This is a genomic window from Scandinavium manionii (assembly GCF_024764775.1).
GTDB lineage: Bacteria > Pseudomonadota > Gammaproteobacteria > Enterobacterales > Enterobacteriaceae > Scandinavium > Scandinavium manionii.
Map to the genome: position 1 here is coordinate 317,440 of NZ_JALIGC010000040.1, position 16,168 is coordinate 333,607.

General features: G+C 54.6%; 11 protein-coding genes. 1 reads left to right on the forward strand and 10 read right to left on the reverse strand.

What is annotated here, in order from left to right; all coding sequences use genetic code 11:
* Positions 1 to 546: 546 nt before the first annotated feature.
* Together mngB and mngA are read right to left on the reverse strand one after the other, a co-directional pair.
* On the reverse strand, positions 547 to 3,183 hold the full coding sequence (gene mngB / locus MUU51_RS19305; protein WP_258968388.1) for a mannosylglycerate hydrolase: 2,637 nt from the start codon (positions 3,181 to 3,183) through the stop codon (positions 547 to 549).
* Between the two features lie 17 nt (positions 3,184 to 3,200).
* The gene (gene mngA, locus MUU51_RS19310) at positions 3,201 to 5,117 is read right to left on the reverse strand and encodes a PTS 2-O-a-mannosyl-D-glycerate transporter subunit IIABC (RefSeq protein ID WP_258968389.1); all 1,917 of its coding nucleotides are present in this window, start codon (positions 5,115 to 5,117) and stop codon (positions 3,201 to 3,203) included.
* A 190-nt stretch (positions 5,118 to 5,307) separates the two neighbouring features.
* Here mngA and MUU51_RS19315 point away from each other — a divergent pair, with 190 nt between their 5' ends.
* Positions 5,308 to 6,024: a GntR family transcriptional regulator gene (locus MUU51_RS19315; protein ID WP_159774144.1), complete on the forward strand. Its 717-nt coding sequence runs from the start codon at positions 5,308 to 5,310 to the stop codon at positions 6,022 to 6,024.
* A 78-nt stretch (positions 6,025 to 6,102) separates the two neighbouring features.
* On the opposite strand, the gene sucD is transcribed toward MUU51_RS19315, so the two are convergent.
* From sucD to sdhC, 8 genes are all read right to left on the reverse strand, one after another.
* Positions 6,103 to 6,972, reverse strand: a complete 870-nt coding sequence (sucD, locus tag MUU51_RS19320; RefSeq protein ID WP_258968390.1) for a succinate--CoA ligase subunit alpha — start codon at positions 6,970 to 6,972, stop codon at positions 6,103 to 6,105.
* The gene (gene sucC, locus MUU51_RS19325; RefSeq protein WP_258968391.1) at positions 6,972 to 8,138 is read right to left on the reverse strand and encodes an ADP-forming succinate--CoA ligase subunit beta; all 1,167 of its coding nucleotides are present in this window, start codon (positions 8,136 to 8,138) and stop codon (positions 6,972 to 6,974) included. Before sucC ends, sucD begins: the two co-directional genes overlap by 1 nt.
* 81 nt (positions 8,139 to 8,219) lie before the next feature.
* Positions 8,220 to 9,446, reverse strand: a complete 1,227-nt coding sequence (gene odhB / locus MUU51_RS19330) for a 2-oxoglutarate dehydrogenase complex dihydrolipoyllysine-residue succinyltransferase (RefSeq protein WP_159774148.1) — start codon at positions 9,444 to 9,446, stop codon at positions 8,220 to 8,222.
* Positions 9,447 to 9,460: 14 nt separating this feature from the next.
* Positions 9,461 to 12,268: a 2-oxoglutarate dehydrogenase E1 component gene (gene sucA, locus MUU51_RS19335; RefSeq protein WP_159774150.1), complete on the reverse strand. Its 2,808-nt coding sequence runs from the start codon at positions 12,266 to 12,268 to the stop codon at positions 9,461 to 9,463.
* Positions 12,269 to 12,550: 282 nt separating this feature from the next.
* A complete protein-coding gene (gene sdhB, locus MUU51_RS19340; protein WP_159774152.1) occupies positions 12,551 to 13,267 on the reverse strand; it encodes a succinate dehydrogenase iron-sulfur subunit SdhB in 717 nt (238 codons plus the stop codon).
* A gap of 16 nt (positions 13,268 to 13,283) precedes the next feature.
* Positions 13,284 to 15,050, reverse strand: a complete 1,767-nt coding sequence (gene sdhA, locus MUU51_RS19345; RefSeq protein WP_159774154.1) for a succinate dehydrogenase flavoprotein subunit — start codon at positions 15,048 to 15,050, stop codon at positions 13,284 to 13,286.
* On the reverse strand, positions 15,050 to 15,397 hold the full coding sequence (gene sdhD, locus MUU51_RS19350; protein ID WP_159464347.1) for a succinate dehydrogenase membrane anchor subunit: 348 nt from the start codon (positions 15,395 to 15,397) through the stop codon (positions 15,050 to 15,052). Before sdhD ends, sdhA begins: the two co-directional genes overlap by 1 nt.
* On the reverse strand, positions 15,391 to 15,795 hold the full coding sequence (gene sdhC, locus MUU51_RS19355) for a succinate dehydrogenase cytochrome b556 subunit (protein WP_200849698.1): 405 nt from the start codon (positions 15,793 to 15,795) through the stop codon (positions 15,391 to 15,393). The genes sdhD and sdhC overlap by 7 nt, the downstream gene beginning before the upstream one ends.
* Positions 15,796 to 16,168: the final 373 nt, after the last annotated feature.

Here is a 16,168-nt window from a genome sequence, read left to right on the forward strand (position 1 = left end):
GGTTACAAATACGTTAATAAAAAACCCAAATTGATCCCTTGAATATATTACGCCGTAAAACCCTTACAATAAACAGGTTTTTATTGAGTCGGATTTACGTTTTTCGACGTTGATCAATATATAGCTAAGATGACTCATTTCGACCACTTTGATCCGCGACAATTTACCGCTTTATCGTGCATTTTTCCAAGGTTTACATCTTGATTTAAATCAATTTTACAATTACATGTTAATTGTGTATGCATTTGATGATGCATGGTAAAATCGATGTTAAGAACATGTTTTTATGATGGCGTTGACGGTTATCAAATAAGGGTAAATTAAAATGAGGGGTCATTCATTTTTAACCACCGTCGCGATACGGTGTGGTGAAGGGTGGGGTCCGGGAGCAGGCAAAAGACTTTCCCCCTTTTTTCAGCGGATAAGTATAGCTGCTTTTTATTACATTTCATTCACTGGAATGAGTTTTAAAATTAACACCACTACGTGATTATCGGATAAAACAAAAACGACCACGCATTGCGTGGTCGGGTCTCGTTTGCGGAGTTATTCATCAATCCTGATGCGCCAGGTCCGTGATTGCCCGGGTCTGTAACGCACCGGCTCGCCAGGAATGTGGCTCCCTTCCCCGAGAGGTTGCTCATCCATGCGCGTTTCCTCGCACACCGGGTGATGATGATTAAACCTCATTACCGACTCACAGCATTCGCTGTCGGAGGGGTTGAACAGCCGAATAATCAGCGCTTCGTCGTCTTCCGCTTTTTTCAATGCGCTGAGCTGACACCCCGTGGCCGGGAGCGTACACAGACTGAACGTTTCCGGCGCGGTAATTGCCGTCCGGTTCAGTTTCATCGCATCCCACGGGATTTTGTTGTAGCACTGCACTGGCGTCAGCCAGCTGCGCGCCTGCTGCGCTACGCCTGCATTCAACGCCGAGCCACTGAACGGCAGCAGGCTGAAACGGCAATGCAGTTCGCCGCGTACCTGGGAATCCGGCACCGACATTTTGATGCCTGAAGGACGCCCAGGCCGCAGCAGTAAATCTTCTTTACCCAGCAGCCCCACGCCGCGCAGCAACGTCAGGGCGAAGGCACTTTGCGTTTCACCGATGATTTCCACTTCGCGCAGACCTTCCGTGAACAGCGCCAGCCCATTCGGTCCTTGCTGAAGCGCGGCATAGTTGAGGAAATTCCACACCGGCACCGGTGCCTCTTTCCAGCCTTCGACCTTCCAGACGTTCATCGCCTGATCCTGGACCGGGCGATTAAGCGAACCAAACTGGGTATCCGTCAACACACTTTCCGCTTTATACGGGACGGGAATGCGCACCCGCACGCGGTGATCATTTGCCTGATTCAGCACCTTCACATCAAACTCCACCCGACGGCCGTGATGGTTGAGAGTGATGGTGGTTTCGCAGGCCAATGACCCGCTAGTTTGACGTGCTGAACGTTCCGCCAGATTTAGCGGCACCGCCAGAGTAGAACGTATCAGCGCCCTGCTCTGCCACGCATCATGCGACACAGAATGCTGATGTGTGCCTTTCGCGCTGGTGAGTAACCACTCTTCCCGCGACGGCGAGTAGTCATACTCATCGCCGTCGTCAGAACCGTCTTCAAACTCCAGCACGCGGTCATAAATCAGCCCGCTTTCCTTATCTTCCATTTTCAGCGTGCCGTCGTCATTCAGGCTGATACGCCAGAAGCTGTTTTCCAGTAGTGCGTCACTCTGCGCCTCGACACTCGCCAGTTGCCCTTCTTCACCCGCCAGCACCTGTAACGTCAGCCAGCCCATCGCTGGCAGAACCTGACGCAGCTGAATGTCGTATTCCATAAACGGCTCGTAGTTGCCGTAATGAACAATCTGGCGATCCACCAGGCCTGGGTCGATTTCACGTTTATCGCGGATAAAGTACGGCACATCCTGGCCGTCGCTGTCGGTCAGGCGGAAACGGCTGGCGCGCAGGCGGATAGTGGTGTTGATCACTTCATCGCGCGGCCACGGCATCAGATTGAACAGCGTCAGCTTGTCGCCCTCGCTGCGTGCCATGTTGTCGACGATTTTACGCATGTAGAAGGTGACCAGGCTGTCAGCCATGTCTTCCGCCAGCCAAAAGCGGCTCATGATTTCCCGATGCACTTTGTCGCTACAGCAGCAGCCGATGCTGTCGTGGGCGTGATTTTTGAGGATCTCTTTCCACATTTTTTCCAGCAAGCCGTGGTGATATTCAAAACCGAGCGTCCAGGCCAGCGCCGCCAGCGGTTCGAGCACATTGACAATTTTGTTCTCGATTCGCGCGTGGGCGATTTTGATGTCCATCCGCGTTGAACCGATGGTGCGGTGAACGCGCATATATTTGCCGTCGTTGAACTCCCCGGTTAGCGTTGCCAGCGCATCTCGCTGCTTTTCAATCCGCTCAAATATCTCCTCAAAACGGCTCAGCACAAATTCACGCTGCGGATAAATTTCCCGCAGTTTGTCCATCACCGCAAAAATGTTCTGCTGGAGCGGCATCTGATCGTGACCATTCGGCAGCAAAATCTCTTTGGTTTGCGAGGCTTTTTCCAGCACCTCAAAATAACTATCGAGGCGTTTTCGCAGGCCCGCTTCATCCTCCGGTAAGTACTTACCAATCGCGTAGCCCAGCGGTAGTACCTGCGCCGTCACTTCGCTGCCGTCCTGACTGCGCCACAGAAACTCCGTTTTATCTGTGCCGTGACGCTCCGAACAACCGCGCCAAAACATTGCCCGTTTAATACCAAAACCGTTATAGATGTGCGGCAATTGGCCCGACATGCCGAAGGAATCCGGCAGATAGCCAATTTTCATCGGCTCGCCGAACGACAGGCAATCGCGCATGCCGTACATCAAATTGCGGACAATCGATTCGCCGGCCACAACCGTGGTATCCGTTTGCGTGTACCACGGCCCGATAATCAGCTTTCCAGCCTGAACCAACGCTTTTACACGGGTGTGATTTTCCGGCTTAACGGCAAAGTAATCCTCGAGAATAGCGGTTTGCCCATCGAGCACGTAATACTTGTATTCCGGGTCCTGCTCCAGACGAGTCAGGATCTCTTCCATATTGTTGACCAGCAAAATGCGTGACTCTTCGGTGGTGAAGTACCACTCACGGTCCCAGTGCATATGCGGCGTGATGTGAACGCGAGATACAGCTTTCATCTTCGTTTCCTGTTCAGTTAAGGCATGACGCTGTCGGGAATATATTTACCAGCTTTGACTGCCTGGCGACGCCAGAGGACAAGCACGCAGGTAGAGATAGCCGCGCCAATAATGGCTGAGGCAAACCAGCCCACGGCGGCCAGCACGCCACCGAGACCGCCATCGTGCAGTAAAAAGAGTGAGAAAATACCGGCGCCCGGCGTCGACAGACCGATATTCATGCTGCCCACCAGCGCGCCGGTCACCATCGAGCCCAGCACAAACGAGCCAATCACCCGGAGCGGATCTTCAATCGCCATCGGAATTGCCCCTTCGGTAATGCCCGCCAGACCGAGCAGCCAGGTCGATTTGCCGGTTTCAATTTCGAACGTTTTAAACAGACGAGGCGCAATCAGGGTGGAAGCGGTGACGGTGAAGGCCGAAACCATTTTCACCGAGGCAAAAATCGCATACGGGCCGTAAACACCGTTGGCCATCGCCCCCAGACAGAAGGCATATGCCGCTTTGTTGACCGGGCCGCCAAGGTCGAACGAGCACATGAAGCCGAGGATCGCGCCCAATACCAGCGCGTTGGACCCCGACAGGCCATTCAACCATGCGGTTAAACCGTTGTTTACCCACGCCACGGGTTCGCCGACTACGAACAACATCAGGCTGCCCGCGCCGAGGGTACCGAGAACCGGATAGAGGTAATAGGTCAGAAAACCGTTGTAGCGGTTATTGAGACGGATATGGTTTTTCACCCAGCGCATCAGATAGCCCGCAATCAGGCCGCCCGCCACTGCGCCAAGGAAGCCGGAGCCAATCATGTTCGCCGCAAGCCCAGCCGCAAAGCCCGGTGCCAGCGCGGGTTTGTCGGCCAGAGAATAAGCCGTGTAGGCCGCCAGAACCGGCACCATGAGTGTGCCCAGCATGCCCCCGCCTAACTTGCGGTACATCCACAACCACGAGTTTTCCTGATCAAACAGATGTTGCAAGCCAAACATTTGCGCCAGAAGAACCGCCACCGCCAGCACGGTGCCGCCCGCAACGATCAACGGCACGGCAAACGAAATACCGCTCAGTAGCGCCTGTTTCAGTTCGGTCTTCACGCTTTTCTTCTCGTGACTTTCGCTCTGAAGCTGGCGCTGTTCTGTGGGCGGTTTCAGCGTCAGCGCCTGCTCGATAAGCGCTTCGGCATGGCGAATCGGCTCGGCCACTGGCACCGTCATCGACGGGATCCCGTTGAAACGTTCGGATTCTTTAACCGCCACTTCGGTCGCAAAAATGCAGGCCCGGGCTGCGTTAAGCTGCTCTGCCGTCAGGCGGTTTTCGATTCCGTTCGCGCCCTGCCGCTCGACACAGACGTTGATGCCGAGTTTCTGCCCGGCTTTTTCCAGATATTCAGCTGCCATATAGGTGTGTGCGATGCCAGCCGGACAGGCGGTCACGCAGACGATGGTTGGGGCGTTTTTCACAACGGGCGCGTCTGCCACATCCGGCGGCGCGTCCAGCACTCGCAATAATTCTTCCGCTGAGGTGGCCGCACACACGGCGGCACGCACCTCATCGTCCACCAGCCGGGACGTCAGCGCCGTGAGCAGCTGCATGTGTGTGGAACCCGCCTGCGCGGGCGGGATAGCCAGCAGCACAACCAGGTTCACCTCTTCCTCGCCGTCCACGCCTTCCCACAGAATGGGCTCTGAGAGCGTCGCCACGGCAAACGCGGCTTCGTTTACGGCAAGACTTTTACCGTGCGGCACCGCCAGTCCCTCGCCCAGCGCCGTCGGCCCTTCACTTTCACGGGCAAAGACATCAGCCAGAAAACCGTCCAGGCTGGAAATTTTACCGAGCGCTTCCAGCCGGCTAGCCAAAGCACGGATCGTTTCATCGCGGCAGGTAAAAGTGGCCTGCAAGCAGAGTGCATCCGGGTGCGTTAACGTCGTCAGGTTCATCACGATCCTCACTCTCAAAGTGTAAAAACGGCCAGTCAGCCATTCAGTTAGGAGGATCTTGCCAGATAAAATAATACATTTATGTGATCACTTTCTCTTAACTAGATAATTTGTATTTGATTTGTATTATTTACAAGTGCGGTCAAGCAGGCATAATTCGTATTATCAATGTAGTGAATAGGCAGACAACATGACCAAAAAACCGATGTATCGGCAGATTGCGGATACCCTGCGTGAACGCGTGCAGCGCGGCGAATTAAAGCCCGGCGATGCGCTACCCACCGAGTCTGCCCTACAAGAAGAGTTTGCCGTGAGCCGCGTGACCGTGCGCCAGGCGCTGAAACAACTCACCCAGGAAGCCATTATCGAGAGCATTCAGGGCAGCGGGTCATACGTTAAGGCTGAGCGAGTCAATTACGATATCTATCAGCTCACCAGTTTTTACGAAAAGCTGATTGACCGAAACGTGGAAACGCACAGCAACGTGCGGGTTTTCGAGGCAATTGATGCCTGTCAGGAGATGGCGGAAAAACTGCAAGTCGCAGTGGGCGAGAAAATCTGGCACGTCAAACGTGTGCGTTTTATTCAGCAAAAACCGGTCACGCTGGAAGAAACCTGGATGCCGTTGACGCTGTTTCCCGATCTCACCTGGCAGGTGATGGAAAACTCCAAATATCATTTTATCGAGGCCGTCAAAAAATTGGTTATTGACCGCAGCGAGCAGGAAATCGTGCCAATAATGCCGTCGGAAGAAGCCGTGACATTGCTCGGCTTAGACCCCAACCAGCCGATTCTGGAAAAAATCTCACGCGGCTATCTGGATGACGGAAAAGTCTTTGAATACAGCCGCAATGCTTTCAAAAGTGACGATTACAAATTCACCCTGGTCGCCAAACGCAGGCAATAAAAAAGGCCACTGCTAAAGTGGCCAACCATGTCGAAAACGGACATATAAAGCTCCCCGCATGGGGAGCAGAGAGGATTATCAGGCGATGATGGTTTTCAGCGCTTCGCCGATGTCTGCCAGGCTACGAACGGTTTTCACACCGGCCGCTTCCAGAGCGGCGAATTTCTCGTCCGCAGTCCCTTTCCCGCCGGCAATGATCGCGCCCGCGTGGCCCATACGTTTACCTTTCGGCGCAGTTACACCCGCGATGTAGCCGACAACCGGTTTGGTCACGTGTTCTTTGATGTAGGCTGCCGCTTCTTCTTCAGCGCTACCGCCGATCTCACCGATCATCACGATCGCTTCGGTCTGCGGATCTTCCTCGAACATTTTCAGGATATCGATGAAGTTAGAGCCAGGGATCGGGTCACCGCCGATGCCCACACAGCTGGACTGGCCGAAACCGTAATCGGTAGTCTGCTTAACCGCTTCATAAGTCAGGGTGCCTGAACGGGAAACGATACCCACTTTACCCGGCTTGTGAATGTGGCCTGGCATGATGCCGATTTTGCTCTGACCTGGGGTGATAACACCCGGGCAGTTCGGGCCAATCATACGTACGCCAGCTTCATCCAGTTTCACTTTCACGGTCAGCATATCCAGAGTCGGGATACCTTCGGTGATGGTGATGATGAGCTTAATGCCTGCGTCGATGGCTTCCAGAATGGAGTCTTTGCAGAACGGAGCCGGAACGTAGATAACAGAAGCCGTTGCGCCCGTTGCTTCAACAGCTTCACGCACGGTGTTGAACACCGGCAGATCCAGGTGCGTGGTGCCGCCTTTGCCTGGCGTTACGCCGCCAACCATGTTGGTTCCGTAAGCAATCGCTTGTTCAGAGTGGAAAGTCCCCTGGCTACCGGTGAAGCCCTGGCAGATAACCTTGGTGTTTTTATCAATTAAAATGGACATTATTTCCCCTCCACTGCGGCAACGACCTGCTGAGCGGCATCCGTCAGACTTTTCGCTGCAATAATATTCAGACCGCTGTCGGCGAGTTTTTTCGCGCCGAGTTCAGCGTTGTTACCTTCCAGACGTACGACAACCGGCACGTTTACGCCGACTTCTTCAACAGCGCCGATGATGCCGTCAGCAATCAGATCGCAACGTACGATCCCACCGAAAATGTTAACCAGGACGGCTTTCACGTTGTCATCAGAGAGGATGATTTTGAACGCTTCGGTTACGCGCTCTTTGGTTGCGCCGCCGCCCACGTCGAGGAAGTTAGCCGGTTCGCCGCCGTGCAGCTTAACGATGTCCATCGTACCCATCGCCAGGCCTGCGCCGTTAACCATGCAACCGATGTTGCCGTCGAGTGCAACGTAGTTCAGTTCCCACTGTGCAGCCTGCGCTTCACGTGGATCTTCCTGAGACTGGTCGCGCATTTCACGCAGATCCGGCTGGCGGAACAGCGCATTGCCGTCAGCGCCGAGCTTGCCGTCGAGGCAAATCAGGTCGCCCTGCTTGGTGATAACCAGCGGGTTGATTTCGATCAGTGCCAGGTCACGATCCAGGAAGATGTTCGCCAGACCCATAAAGATCTTGGTGAACTGCTGAACCAGTTTGCCTTCCAGACCCAGTTTGAACGCCAGCTCGCGACCCTGATATGGCATAGGACCCGCCAGAGGATCGATAGCCACTTTGTGGATCAGGTGCGGGGTTTCTTCCGCAACTTTTTCGATTTCCACGCCGCCTTCAGTAGACGCCATGAACACCACGCGACGGGAGCTACGGTCAACCACAGCACCCAGATAGAGTTCTTTCGCGATATCGGTCGCCGCTTCAACCAGAATCTGGTTTACCGGCTGGCCATTCGCATCTGTTTGATAGGTTACCAGGCGTTTGCCGAGCCAATGCTCTGCGAAAGCGCGAATGTCTTCTTTGCTGTTAACGACTTTAACGCCACCCGCTTTACCGCGGCCGCCAGCGTGAACCTGGCATTTCACGACCCAAGGGCCGGTGCCGATTTTAGAAGCCGCTTCTTCAGCTTCACGCGGAGTTGAGCAGGCGTAGCCTACTGGCGCAGGTAAACCGTAGCGGGCAAACAGCTGTTTGGCCTGGTATTCATGTAAGTTCATGCGTTCTATCCACTTTAGAAAATCATTATCATTTTACCTCCAGGCCGCATCCGGCCCGGAGGACAGGTGATACAGGGCTTACTACACGTCCAGCAGCAGACGAGTCGGATCTTCCAGCAGCTCTTTGATGGCTACGAGGAAGCCCACAGACTCACGACCATCGATCAGGCGATGATCGTAGGACAGTGCCAGGTACATCATTGGCAGAATTTCAACTTTGCCATCAACCGCCATCGGCCTGTCTTTAATGGCGTGCATGCCAAGGATCGCGCTCTGCGGTGGGTTGATGATTGGCGTAGACATCAGGGAACCGAACACGCCGCCGTTGGTGATGGTGAAGTTACCGCCGGTCAAGTCTTCTACCGTTAGCTTGCCATCACGGCCTTTCAGCGCCAGCGTTTTGATGTTCTTCTCGATGTCAGCCATGCCGAGCGCGTCAACGTCACGCAGAACTGGCGTTACCAGGCCACGTGGCGTGGAAACTGCCATGCTGACATCGAAGTAGTTGTGGTAAACCACATCTTCGCCATCGATAGAAGCGTTCACTTCCGGGTAGCGTTTCAGCGCTTCAACCACGGCTTTCACGTAGAAGGACATGAAGCCCAGACGGATACCGTGACGTTTTTCAAACGCATCGCCGTACTGCTTACGCAGATCCATGATTGGCTTCATGTTGACTTCGTTGAAGGTCGTCAGCATGGCGGTTGAGTTTTTCGCTTCCAGCAGACGCTCAGCTACGCGTTTGCGCAGGCGGGTCATCGGTACACGTTTCTCAGAGCGGCCTGCCAGCGGAGCCGGAGCAGCGGCGGCTGATGCGGCTTCTGGCGCTTTCGCTTCAGATTTAGCCGGGCCTTTTGCCAGATGTTTTTCAACGTCTTCGCGCGTCAGACGACCGCCCACACCGGTGCCTTTGAGAGCAGCGGCGTCGAGGTTATGCTCAGCCAGCAGGCGACGAATCGCCGGGCTCAGTGCGTCATTACTCTGTTCTTCCAAAGAAGCCTGCTGGCGCTGAGCCGGCGTGGAATCTTTAGCTTCAGATTTCGCGCTGGACTCTTTCCCGGCGCTGTTGCCTTCACGCAGGCGGCCAAGGATCTGACGAGAAGTTACAGTAGTGCCTTCGTCTTCCAGAACTGCATCCAGAATGCCGTCGGCCGACGCCGGTACTTCCAGTACCACTTTGTCAGTTTCGATTTCTACCAGAACTTCATCGCGGACTACCGCATCGCCTGGCTTCTTGTGCCAGGTAGCAACCGTTGCATCGGCTACAGATTCCGGCAGGTCGGGAACAAGAATATCTACGCTACTCATTTTGTATCCTTTAATTAATCGACGTTCAGCGCGTCATTGACCAGATCTTGTTGCTGCTTCTGGTGAACGGACATATATCCTACCGCCGGAGAGGCGGAGGCCGGGCGACCTGCATAACGCAAGGCTGACCCAAATGGAATCACTTCACGTAAGTGATGCTGGCTGCAGTACCATGCGCCCTGGTTGAGCGGCTCTTCCTGGCACCAGACAAAATCATGCACGTGAGCATAAGCTTTCAGCACATCCTGCATCGCCTGATGCGGGAATGGATACAGCTGTTCGATACGCACGATGGCGACATCTTTTTGATCGTTCTTGCGACGCTGTTCCAGCAGGTCGTAGTAAACCTTACCGGAGCACATCACCACGCGTTTCACGCCTGAAGGATCCAGCTCGTCCACTTCGCCAATCGCCGGCATAAAGGTGCCGTTGGCCAGTTCTTCGAGAGAGGAGACTGCCAGCGGGTGACGCAGCAGAGATTTCGGTGACATGACCACCAGCGGACGGCGCATCCCGCGCAGCGCCTGACGACGCAGCATGTGATAGACCTGAGCCGGAGTGGACGGCACACAAACCTGCATATTTTGTTCAGCACACAGCTGCAGATAGCGCTCCAGACGGGCGGAGGAGTGCTCCGGACCCTGCCCTTCGTAGCCGTGCGGCAGCAGCATGGTCAGGCCACACATACGGCCCCATTTCTGTTCGCCAGAGCTGATGAACTGGTCGATAACCACCTGCGCACCGTTGGCGAAATCACCGAACTGCGCTTCCCAGATAGTCAGGATGCGCGGCTCTGCGGTGGCGTAGCCGTATTCGAATGCCAGCACCGCTTCTTCAGACAGCACGGAGTCCCAGACCTTGAACTGGCCCTGACCGTTATGCACGTGTTGCAGCGGGGTGTAAGTGGAACCGTTAGTCTGGTTGTGAATGACCGCGTGGCGGTGGAAGAAGGTGCCGCGGCCGGAGTCTTCACCGGAGAGACGCACAGGAATGCCTTCATCTACCAGCGTGGCGTATGCCAGGTTTTCCGCGCCGCCCCAGTCAAACATTTTCTCGCCTGCGGCCATCAACTGACGATCGCCATAGATTTTCGCCACGCGAGACTGCATTTCAACGGCGTCCGGCACGGTGCTGATGCGCTTCGCCAGTTCCTGCAAACGCTTCATGTCGACTTTATTCGGGTAGCTCTCATCCCACTCGTGGTTGAGATACGGCGACCAGGTAAAGGAGTGCATGTTCATTGGACGCCACTCTTTCACCACGCACTCGCCCGCATCCAGCGCGTCGCGGTACAGATTGACCAGCTCGGTGGCATCTTCCAGCGTGGCAACGCTATCGCCTTCCAGCTTATCAGCGTAAATTTTACGCGGCGTCGGATGCTTTTTGATTTTCTGGTACATCAGCGGCTGGGTTGCGCTTGGCTCATCGGCTTCGTTATGGCCGTGACGGCGGTAGCACACCAGGTCAATGAACACATCGCGTTTGAAGGTGTTACGGAAATCGAGCGCCAGACGGGTAACAAATGCCACGGCTTCCGGGTCATCCGCGTTCACGTGGAAAATCGGCGCCATCACCATTTTACCGATATCGGTACAGTACGGTGTGGAACGCGCATCCAATGGGTTGGACGTCGTGAAGCCCACCTGGTTGTTGATGACGATACGCACGGTACCGCCCACTTCGTAACCGCGCGCTTTAGACATGTTCAGGGTTTCCTGAACCACGCCCTGCCCGGCAACCGCCGCATCACCGTGAATGGTAATCGGCAGTACTTTGTTGCTGCTTGGCTCTTCCAGACGATCCAGACGCGCACGTACGGAGCCAATAACCACCGGGCTCACGATTTCAAGGTGCGACGGGTTGAAAGCCAGCGCCAGGTGCACCAGGCCGCCTTCGGTTTCGATATCAGACGAGAAGCCCATGTGGTACTTCACGTCACCGGTGCCGAGGTGTTCTTTATGCTTACCGGCGAATTCGTCGAACAGGTCCTGCGGCTTTTTACCGAGCACGTTAATCAGAACGTTCAGACGACCGCGGTGCGCCATACCCAGCACCACTTCGCGCGTGCCGCTTTTACCCGCATGGCGGATAAGCTCTTTGAGCATTGGCACCAGCGCGTCGCCGCCTTCCAGCGAGAAGCGTTTTGCGCCCGGGAATTTCGCGCCCAGGTAACGTTCCAGGCCTTCGGCCGCGGTCAGTTCTGTCAGGAAGCGTTTCTTTTCGTCCGCGCTGAAGGTCGCGTGACCAACCACCGATTCGATGCGCTGCTGGATCCAGCGTTTCTCTTCAGTGGACGTGATATGCATATATTCCGCACCGATGGAGCCGCAATACGTCTGCTTAAGGGCAGCGATCAGTTCGCCCAGCTTCATCGTCTCTTTACCGATAGCAAACGAGCCTACGTTATAGCTGTCCTGGAAATCCGCCTCGGTCAGGTCATGGAAAGCCGGGTCTAAATCAGACACCCGCTCTTGTTTCCACAGACCTAACGGATCGAGATTGGCGTCCTGATGACCACGGAAACGATACGCGTTGATCAGCTGCAGGACTTTAACCTGCTTCACATTGGTGTCAGGGTCAGAAATCGAGGAAGAGTAACGTGAGGCATCCTTCGCCAGACGACGGAAATAATCACGCGTAGTAGAATGAAATTGATCCGGTTTGACTCCGGTACCAGGTAATTGCTGGAACATTGAACGCCAGTTGGCGTCGACAGAGTCAGGATCGGTTAAGAAGTCTTCATAGAGCTGTTCTATCCAGCTCTGGTTAGAGCCAGAGAGGTAAGAAGAGTCCAGCCAGGCTTTCATTGCGCCGTTCTGCATCGTGATCCCTTAAGCATTTTTATGCTTACTTTCGCCGTAGAAACTACCACGCACACCAGGTGTACGTGCCGGGGTTCACTTGCGAGCTCTTCTATGCGGGCCCGCGAAGGAACCTTTAAAAACTGCCCTCTAACCGTCGCTGTCGCTGAACATCCCGGTTATCGATGCCTGATATGGCAGTTTTTAGAGGTTTCCTGCAATTCCGTTTTCCCGGTGGCGCTGCGCTGACTGGGCCTACTCTCACGTAGGCCTGACTAACGTAGCGCCATCAGGCGTTATTACTTATGCACTGCGTTGCAGCAGCATCGACTTAATATGGCCGATGGCGCGCGTCGGGTTAAGTCCTTTCGGACATACACTGACGCAGTTCATGATGCTATGGCAGCGGAATACGCTGAAAGCGTCACTTAAACCTTCAAGGCGGCTATCGGTTTCGGTATCACGGCTGTCGATCAGGAAGCGGTACGCTGCCAGCAGACCGGCTGGGCCGATGAACTTATCCGGGTTCCACCAGAATGATGGGCACGACGTGGAACAACATGCACAGAGAATACACTCGTACAGACCGTCCAGTTTTTCACGCTGCTCAGGCGACTGCAAATGCTCGCGAGCGGGTGGATTTTGCCCATTATTCAACAGGTAAGGCTTAATCTTCTCATATTGAGCATAGAACTGCCCCATGTCTACCACCAAATCGCGAACCACCGGTAATCCCGGCAGAGGGCGAATCACAATCTTCTGCCCGGCACGCTGTAGAGCGGAAATGGGGGTAATACACGCCAGACCGTTTTTGCCGTTCATGTTTACGCCATCAGAGCCACACACCCCTTCACGGCAAGAACGACGGAACGACAGCGTCGGGTCCTGTTCTTTCAGCTGGATTAACGCATCCAGCAGCATCATGTCACGCCCTTCTTCCGCTTCGAGGGTGTATTCCTGCATGCGCGGAGCGTCATCGACATCCGGGTTATAACGATAAACTGAAAACTCGAGTCTCATTTTCCTGTCTCCGCAATTAGTAGGTACGCACTTTCGGCGGGAATGCCGGACGCAGTTTCGGTTCCATGTTCACTTCACGACGGGTCATGGATTCCGACTGCGGCTGGTACAGGGAGTGGCAGAGCCAGTTTGCGTCATCGCGTTCCGGGAAGTCGAAGCGGCTGTGCGCGCCACGGCTTTCAGTTCGGAAGTTTGCCGATACCGCAGTCGCGAAGGCCGTTTCCATCAGGTTATCCAGCTCCAGACACTCAACGCGCTGGGTGTTGAATTCGCTGGAGGTGTCGTCCAGACGGGCGTTTTTCAGGCGCTCGCGGATCACTTTCAGCTGTTCCAGACCTTTCGCCATCGCATCACCTTCACGGAAGACCGAGAAGTTGTGCTGCATACATTCCTGCAGTGCTTTACGGATTTCCACTGGATCTTCACCGCTACGGGTGTTGTTCCAGCGGTTGAGACGTTCCAGAGAAGCGTCAATATCAGATTCACTTGCGTCACGCAGCGCGCCCTGCTCGGCGATGGATTCTTGCAGATGCAGACCAGCAGCACGACCAAATACTACCAGGTCCAGCAGCGAGTTGCCGCCCAGACGGTTAGCACCGTGAACGGAGACACAGGCAATTTCGCCCACCGCGAACAGGCCCGGGATCACCACGTCTTCGCCCTTCTCGTTCACGGTCAGCGCCTGGCCGGTCACTTTGGTCGGAATACCGCCCATCATGTAGTGGCAGGTTGGGATAACCGGGATCGGTTCTTTAACCGGGTCGACGTGTGCAAAGGTACGGGACAGTTCGAGGATGCCCGGCAGACGGGATTCGAGCACGTCTTTGCCGAGGTGATCGAGTTTCAGTTTGGCATGCGGACCCCATGGGCCATCACAACCGCGACCTTCACGGATTTCGATCATGATGGAACGCGCCACCACGTCACGACCCGCCAGGTCTTTCGCGTTCGGCGCATAGCGCTCCATGAAACGCTCACCGTGTTTGTTCAGCAGATAACCGCCTTCACCACGACAACCTTCGGTCACCAGCACCCCCGCACCGGCGATACCGGTTGGGTGGAACTGCCACATTTCCATATCCTGCACCGGAACACCGGCGCGGATAGCCATCCCAACGCCGTCACCGGTGTTGATATGCGCATTGGTTGTGGACTGATAAATACGGCCTGCACCGCCGGTCGCCAGCACGGTGGCATTGGCTTTGAAGTACACGACTTCACCGGTTTCGATGCACAACGCGGTACAACCGACCACCGCACCATCCTGGTTTTTCACCAGATCCAGCGCATACCACTCGGAGAAAATGGTGGTGTGGTTTTTCAGGTTCTGCTGATACAGAGTATGCAATAGCGCGTGACCGGTACGGTCAGCCGCCGCTGCGGTACGTGCCGCCTGCTCGCCGCCGAAGTTTTTCGACTGGCCGCCAAACGGACGCTGATAAATAGAGCCATCATCCAGACGGGAGAATGGCAGACCCATATGTTCCAGCTCCAGAATCGCTTCCGGGCCGGTCTTACACATATATTCGATAGCGTCCTGGTCACCGATGTAGTCTGACCCTTTTACGGTGTCATACATGTGCCATTCCCAGTTATCTTCATGGGTGTTACCGAGCGCAACGGTGATACCACCCTGCGCAGACACGGTATGGGAACGGGTCGGGAAGACTTTAGAGAGCAGCGCACAGGTCTGGCCGCTTTGGGAAATTTGCAGTGCGGCACGCATGCCTGCACCACCTGCGCCGATTACAACAGCATCAAATTCTCTGACTGGCAGTTTCATTACACACCCCACACCACAACAAATCCATAAATCACGTAAACCACCAGTGCAACGACGATAGCCAGTTGCAGAGGCAGGCGAATCGCCAGCGGTTTAACGTAGTCGGTCAACACCTGCCACATGCCAATCCAGGCATGAATCAAGATAGAGAACAGAGCCAGCAGGGTGAAGACTTTGGTGAAAGCGGAAGAGAAGAAACCCGTCCAGACTTCCCAGGTGAGCGCGCCGTGGGTCGCGAAGAAACCAACCATGTAGATAATGTACAGAGTCAGAACGATCGCGGTGGCACGTACGAGGATGAAGTCATGTACGCCGTTGCGTCCTAGTGCTGAGGCGTTGCTTACCATACGAGGACTCCTGCGAGAAGTGAAAGCACGACAGTAATAACAAAAGAAATCTTGGCAGACCGCACACCCACTTCGAAGGTCTCTTCCAGATAGCCAAAGTCCATCATCAGATGGCGAATGCCCACCACGGCGTGATACGCCAGTGCGGTCAGAATGCCCCAGAGGATGAATTTGACGAAGAAGCCGCTCATGATGGAGCTCGCGACCATGAAGCCTTCAGGAGAGGAGAGACTGGTGCCCAGTAACCACAACAGAATGCCAACCGCCACAAATGTAATCACGCCAGAAACGCGGTGGAGGATGGACGCTATCGCCGTTACAGGAAATCGGATCGTTTTGAGATCCAGATTGACAGGTCTTTGTTTTTTCACATTTTTTATCATGAATAACGCCCACATGCTGTTCTTATTGTTTCCCTTCCTCCGGTCTGCGTGCGGGTCAGACAGCGTCCTTTCTATAACTGCGCGTCATGTAAAAACTCCATATGAAAGAGCTAAAACGGCACATTACAACGCTGGGTGGCTCGGGATTGCAGGGGTTTCCGGAGACCTGGCGGCAGTATAGGCCGTTCACAAAATCATTACAATTAACCTACATATAGTTTGTCGGGTTTTATGCGGAACAGTGATCAGGGTCACGATAACAACATTATTTTAATTTTTACTCACGAGGTTTGACAAATATTAAACATTATTGTTACAACCATCACTTAGAAAGGCATATAATGCGTAAAAGTTATGGGGTCACCCTTTCTCCTGACAAATAGTTATG

Coding starts and splice junctions, on each gene's coding strand:
- sucC (WP_258968391.1), bottom strand. CDS start 8,138: ATGAACTTACATGAATACCAGGCCAAACAGCTGTTTGCCCGCTACGGT.
- sdhB (WP_159774152.1), bottom strand. CDS start 13,267: ATGAGACTCGAGTTTTCAGTTTATCGTTATAACCCGGATGTCGATGAC.
- sdhD (WP_159464347.1), bottom strand. CDS start 15,397: ATGGTAAGCAACGCCTCAGCACTAGGACGCAACGGCGTACATGACTTC.
- sdhC (WP_200849698.1), bottom strand. CDS start 15,795: ATGTGGGCGTTATTCATGATAAAAAATGTGAAAAAACAAAGACCTGTC.
- MUU51_RS19315 (WP_159774144.1), top strand. CDS start 5,308: ATGACCAAAAAACCGATGTATCGGCAGATTGCGGATACCCTGCGTGAA.
- sdhA (WP_159774154.1), bottom strand. CDS start 15,050: ATGAAACTGCCAGTCAGAGAATTTGATGCTGTTGTAATCGGCGCAGGT.
- mngA (WP_258968389.1), bottom strand. CDS start 5,117: ATGAACCTGACGACGTTAACGCACCCGGATGCACTCTGCTTGCAGGCC.
- odhB (WP_159774148.1), bottom strand. CDS start 9,446: ATGAGTAGCGTAGATATTCTTGTTCCCGACCTGCCGGAATCTGTAGCC.
- sucD (WP_258968390.1), bottom strand. CDS start 6,972: ATGTCCATTTTAATTGATAAAAACACCAAGGTTATCTGCCAGGGCTTC.
- mngB (WP_258968388.1), bottom strand. CDS start 3,183: ATGAAAGCTGTATCTCGCGTTCACATCACGCCGCATATGCACTGGGAC.
- sucA (WP_159774150.1), bottom strand. CDS start 12,268: ATGCAGAACGGCGCAATGAAAGCCTGGCTGGACTCTTCTTACCTCTCT.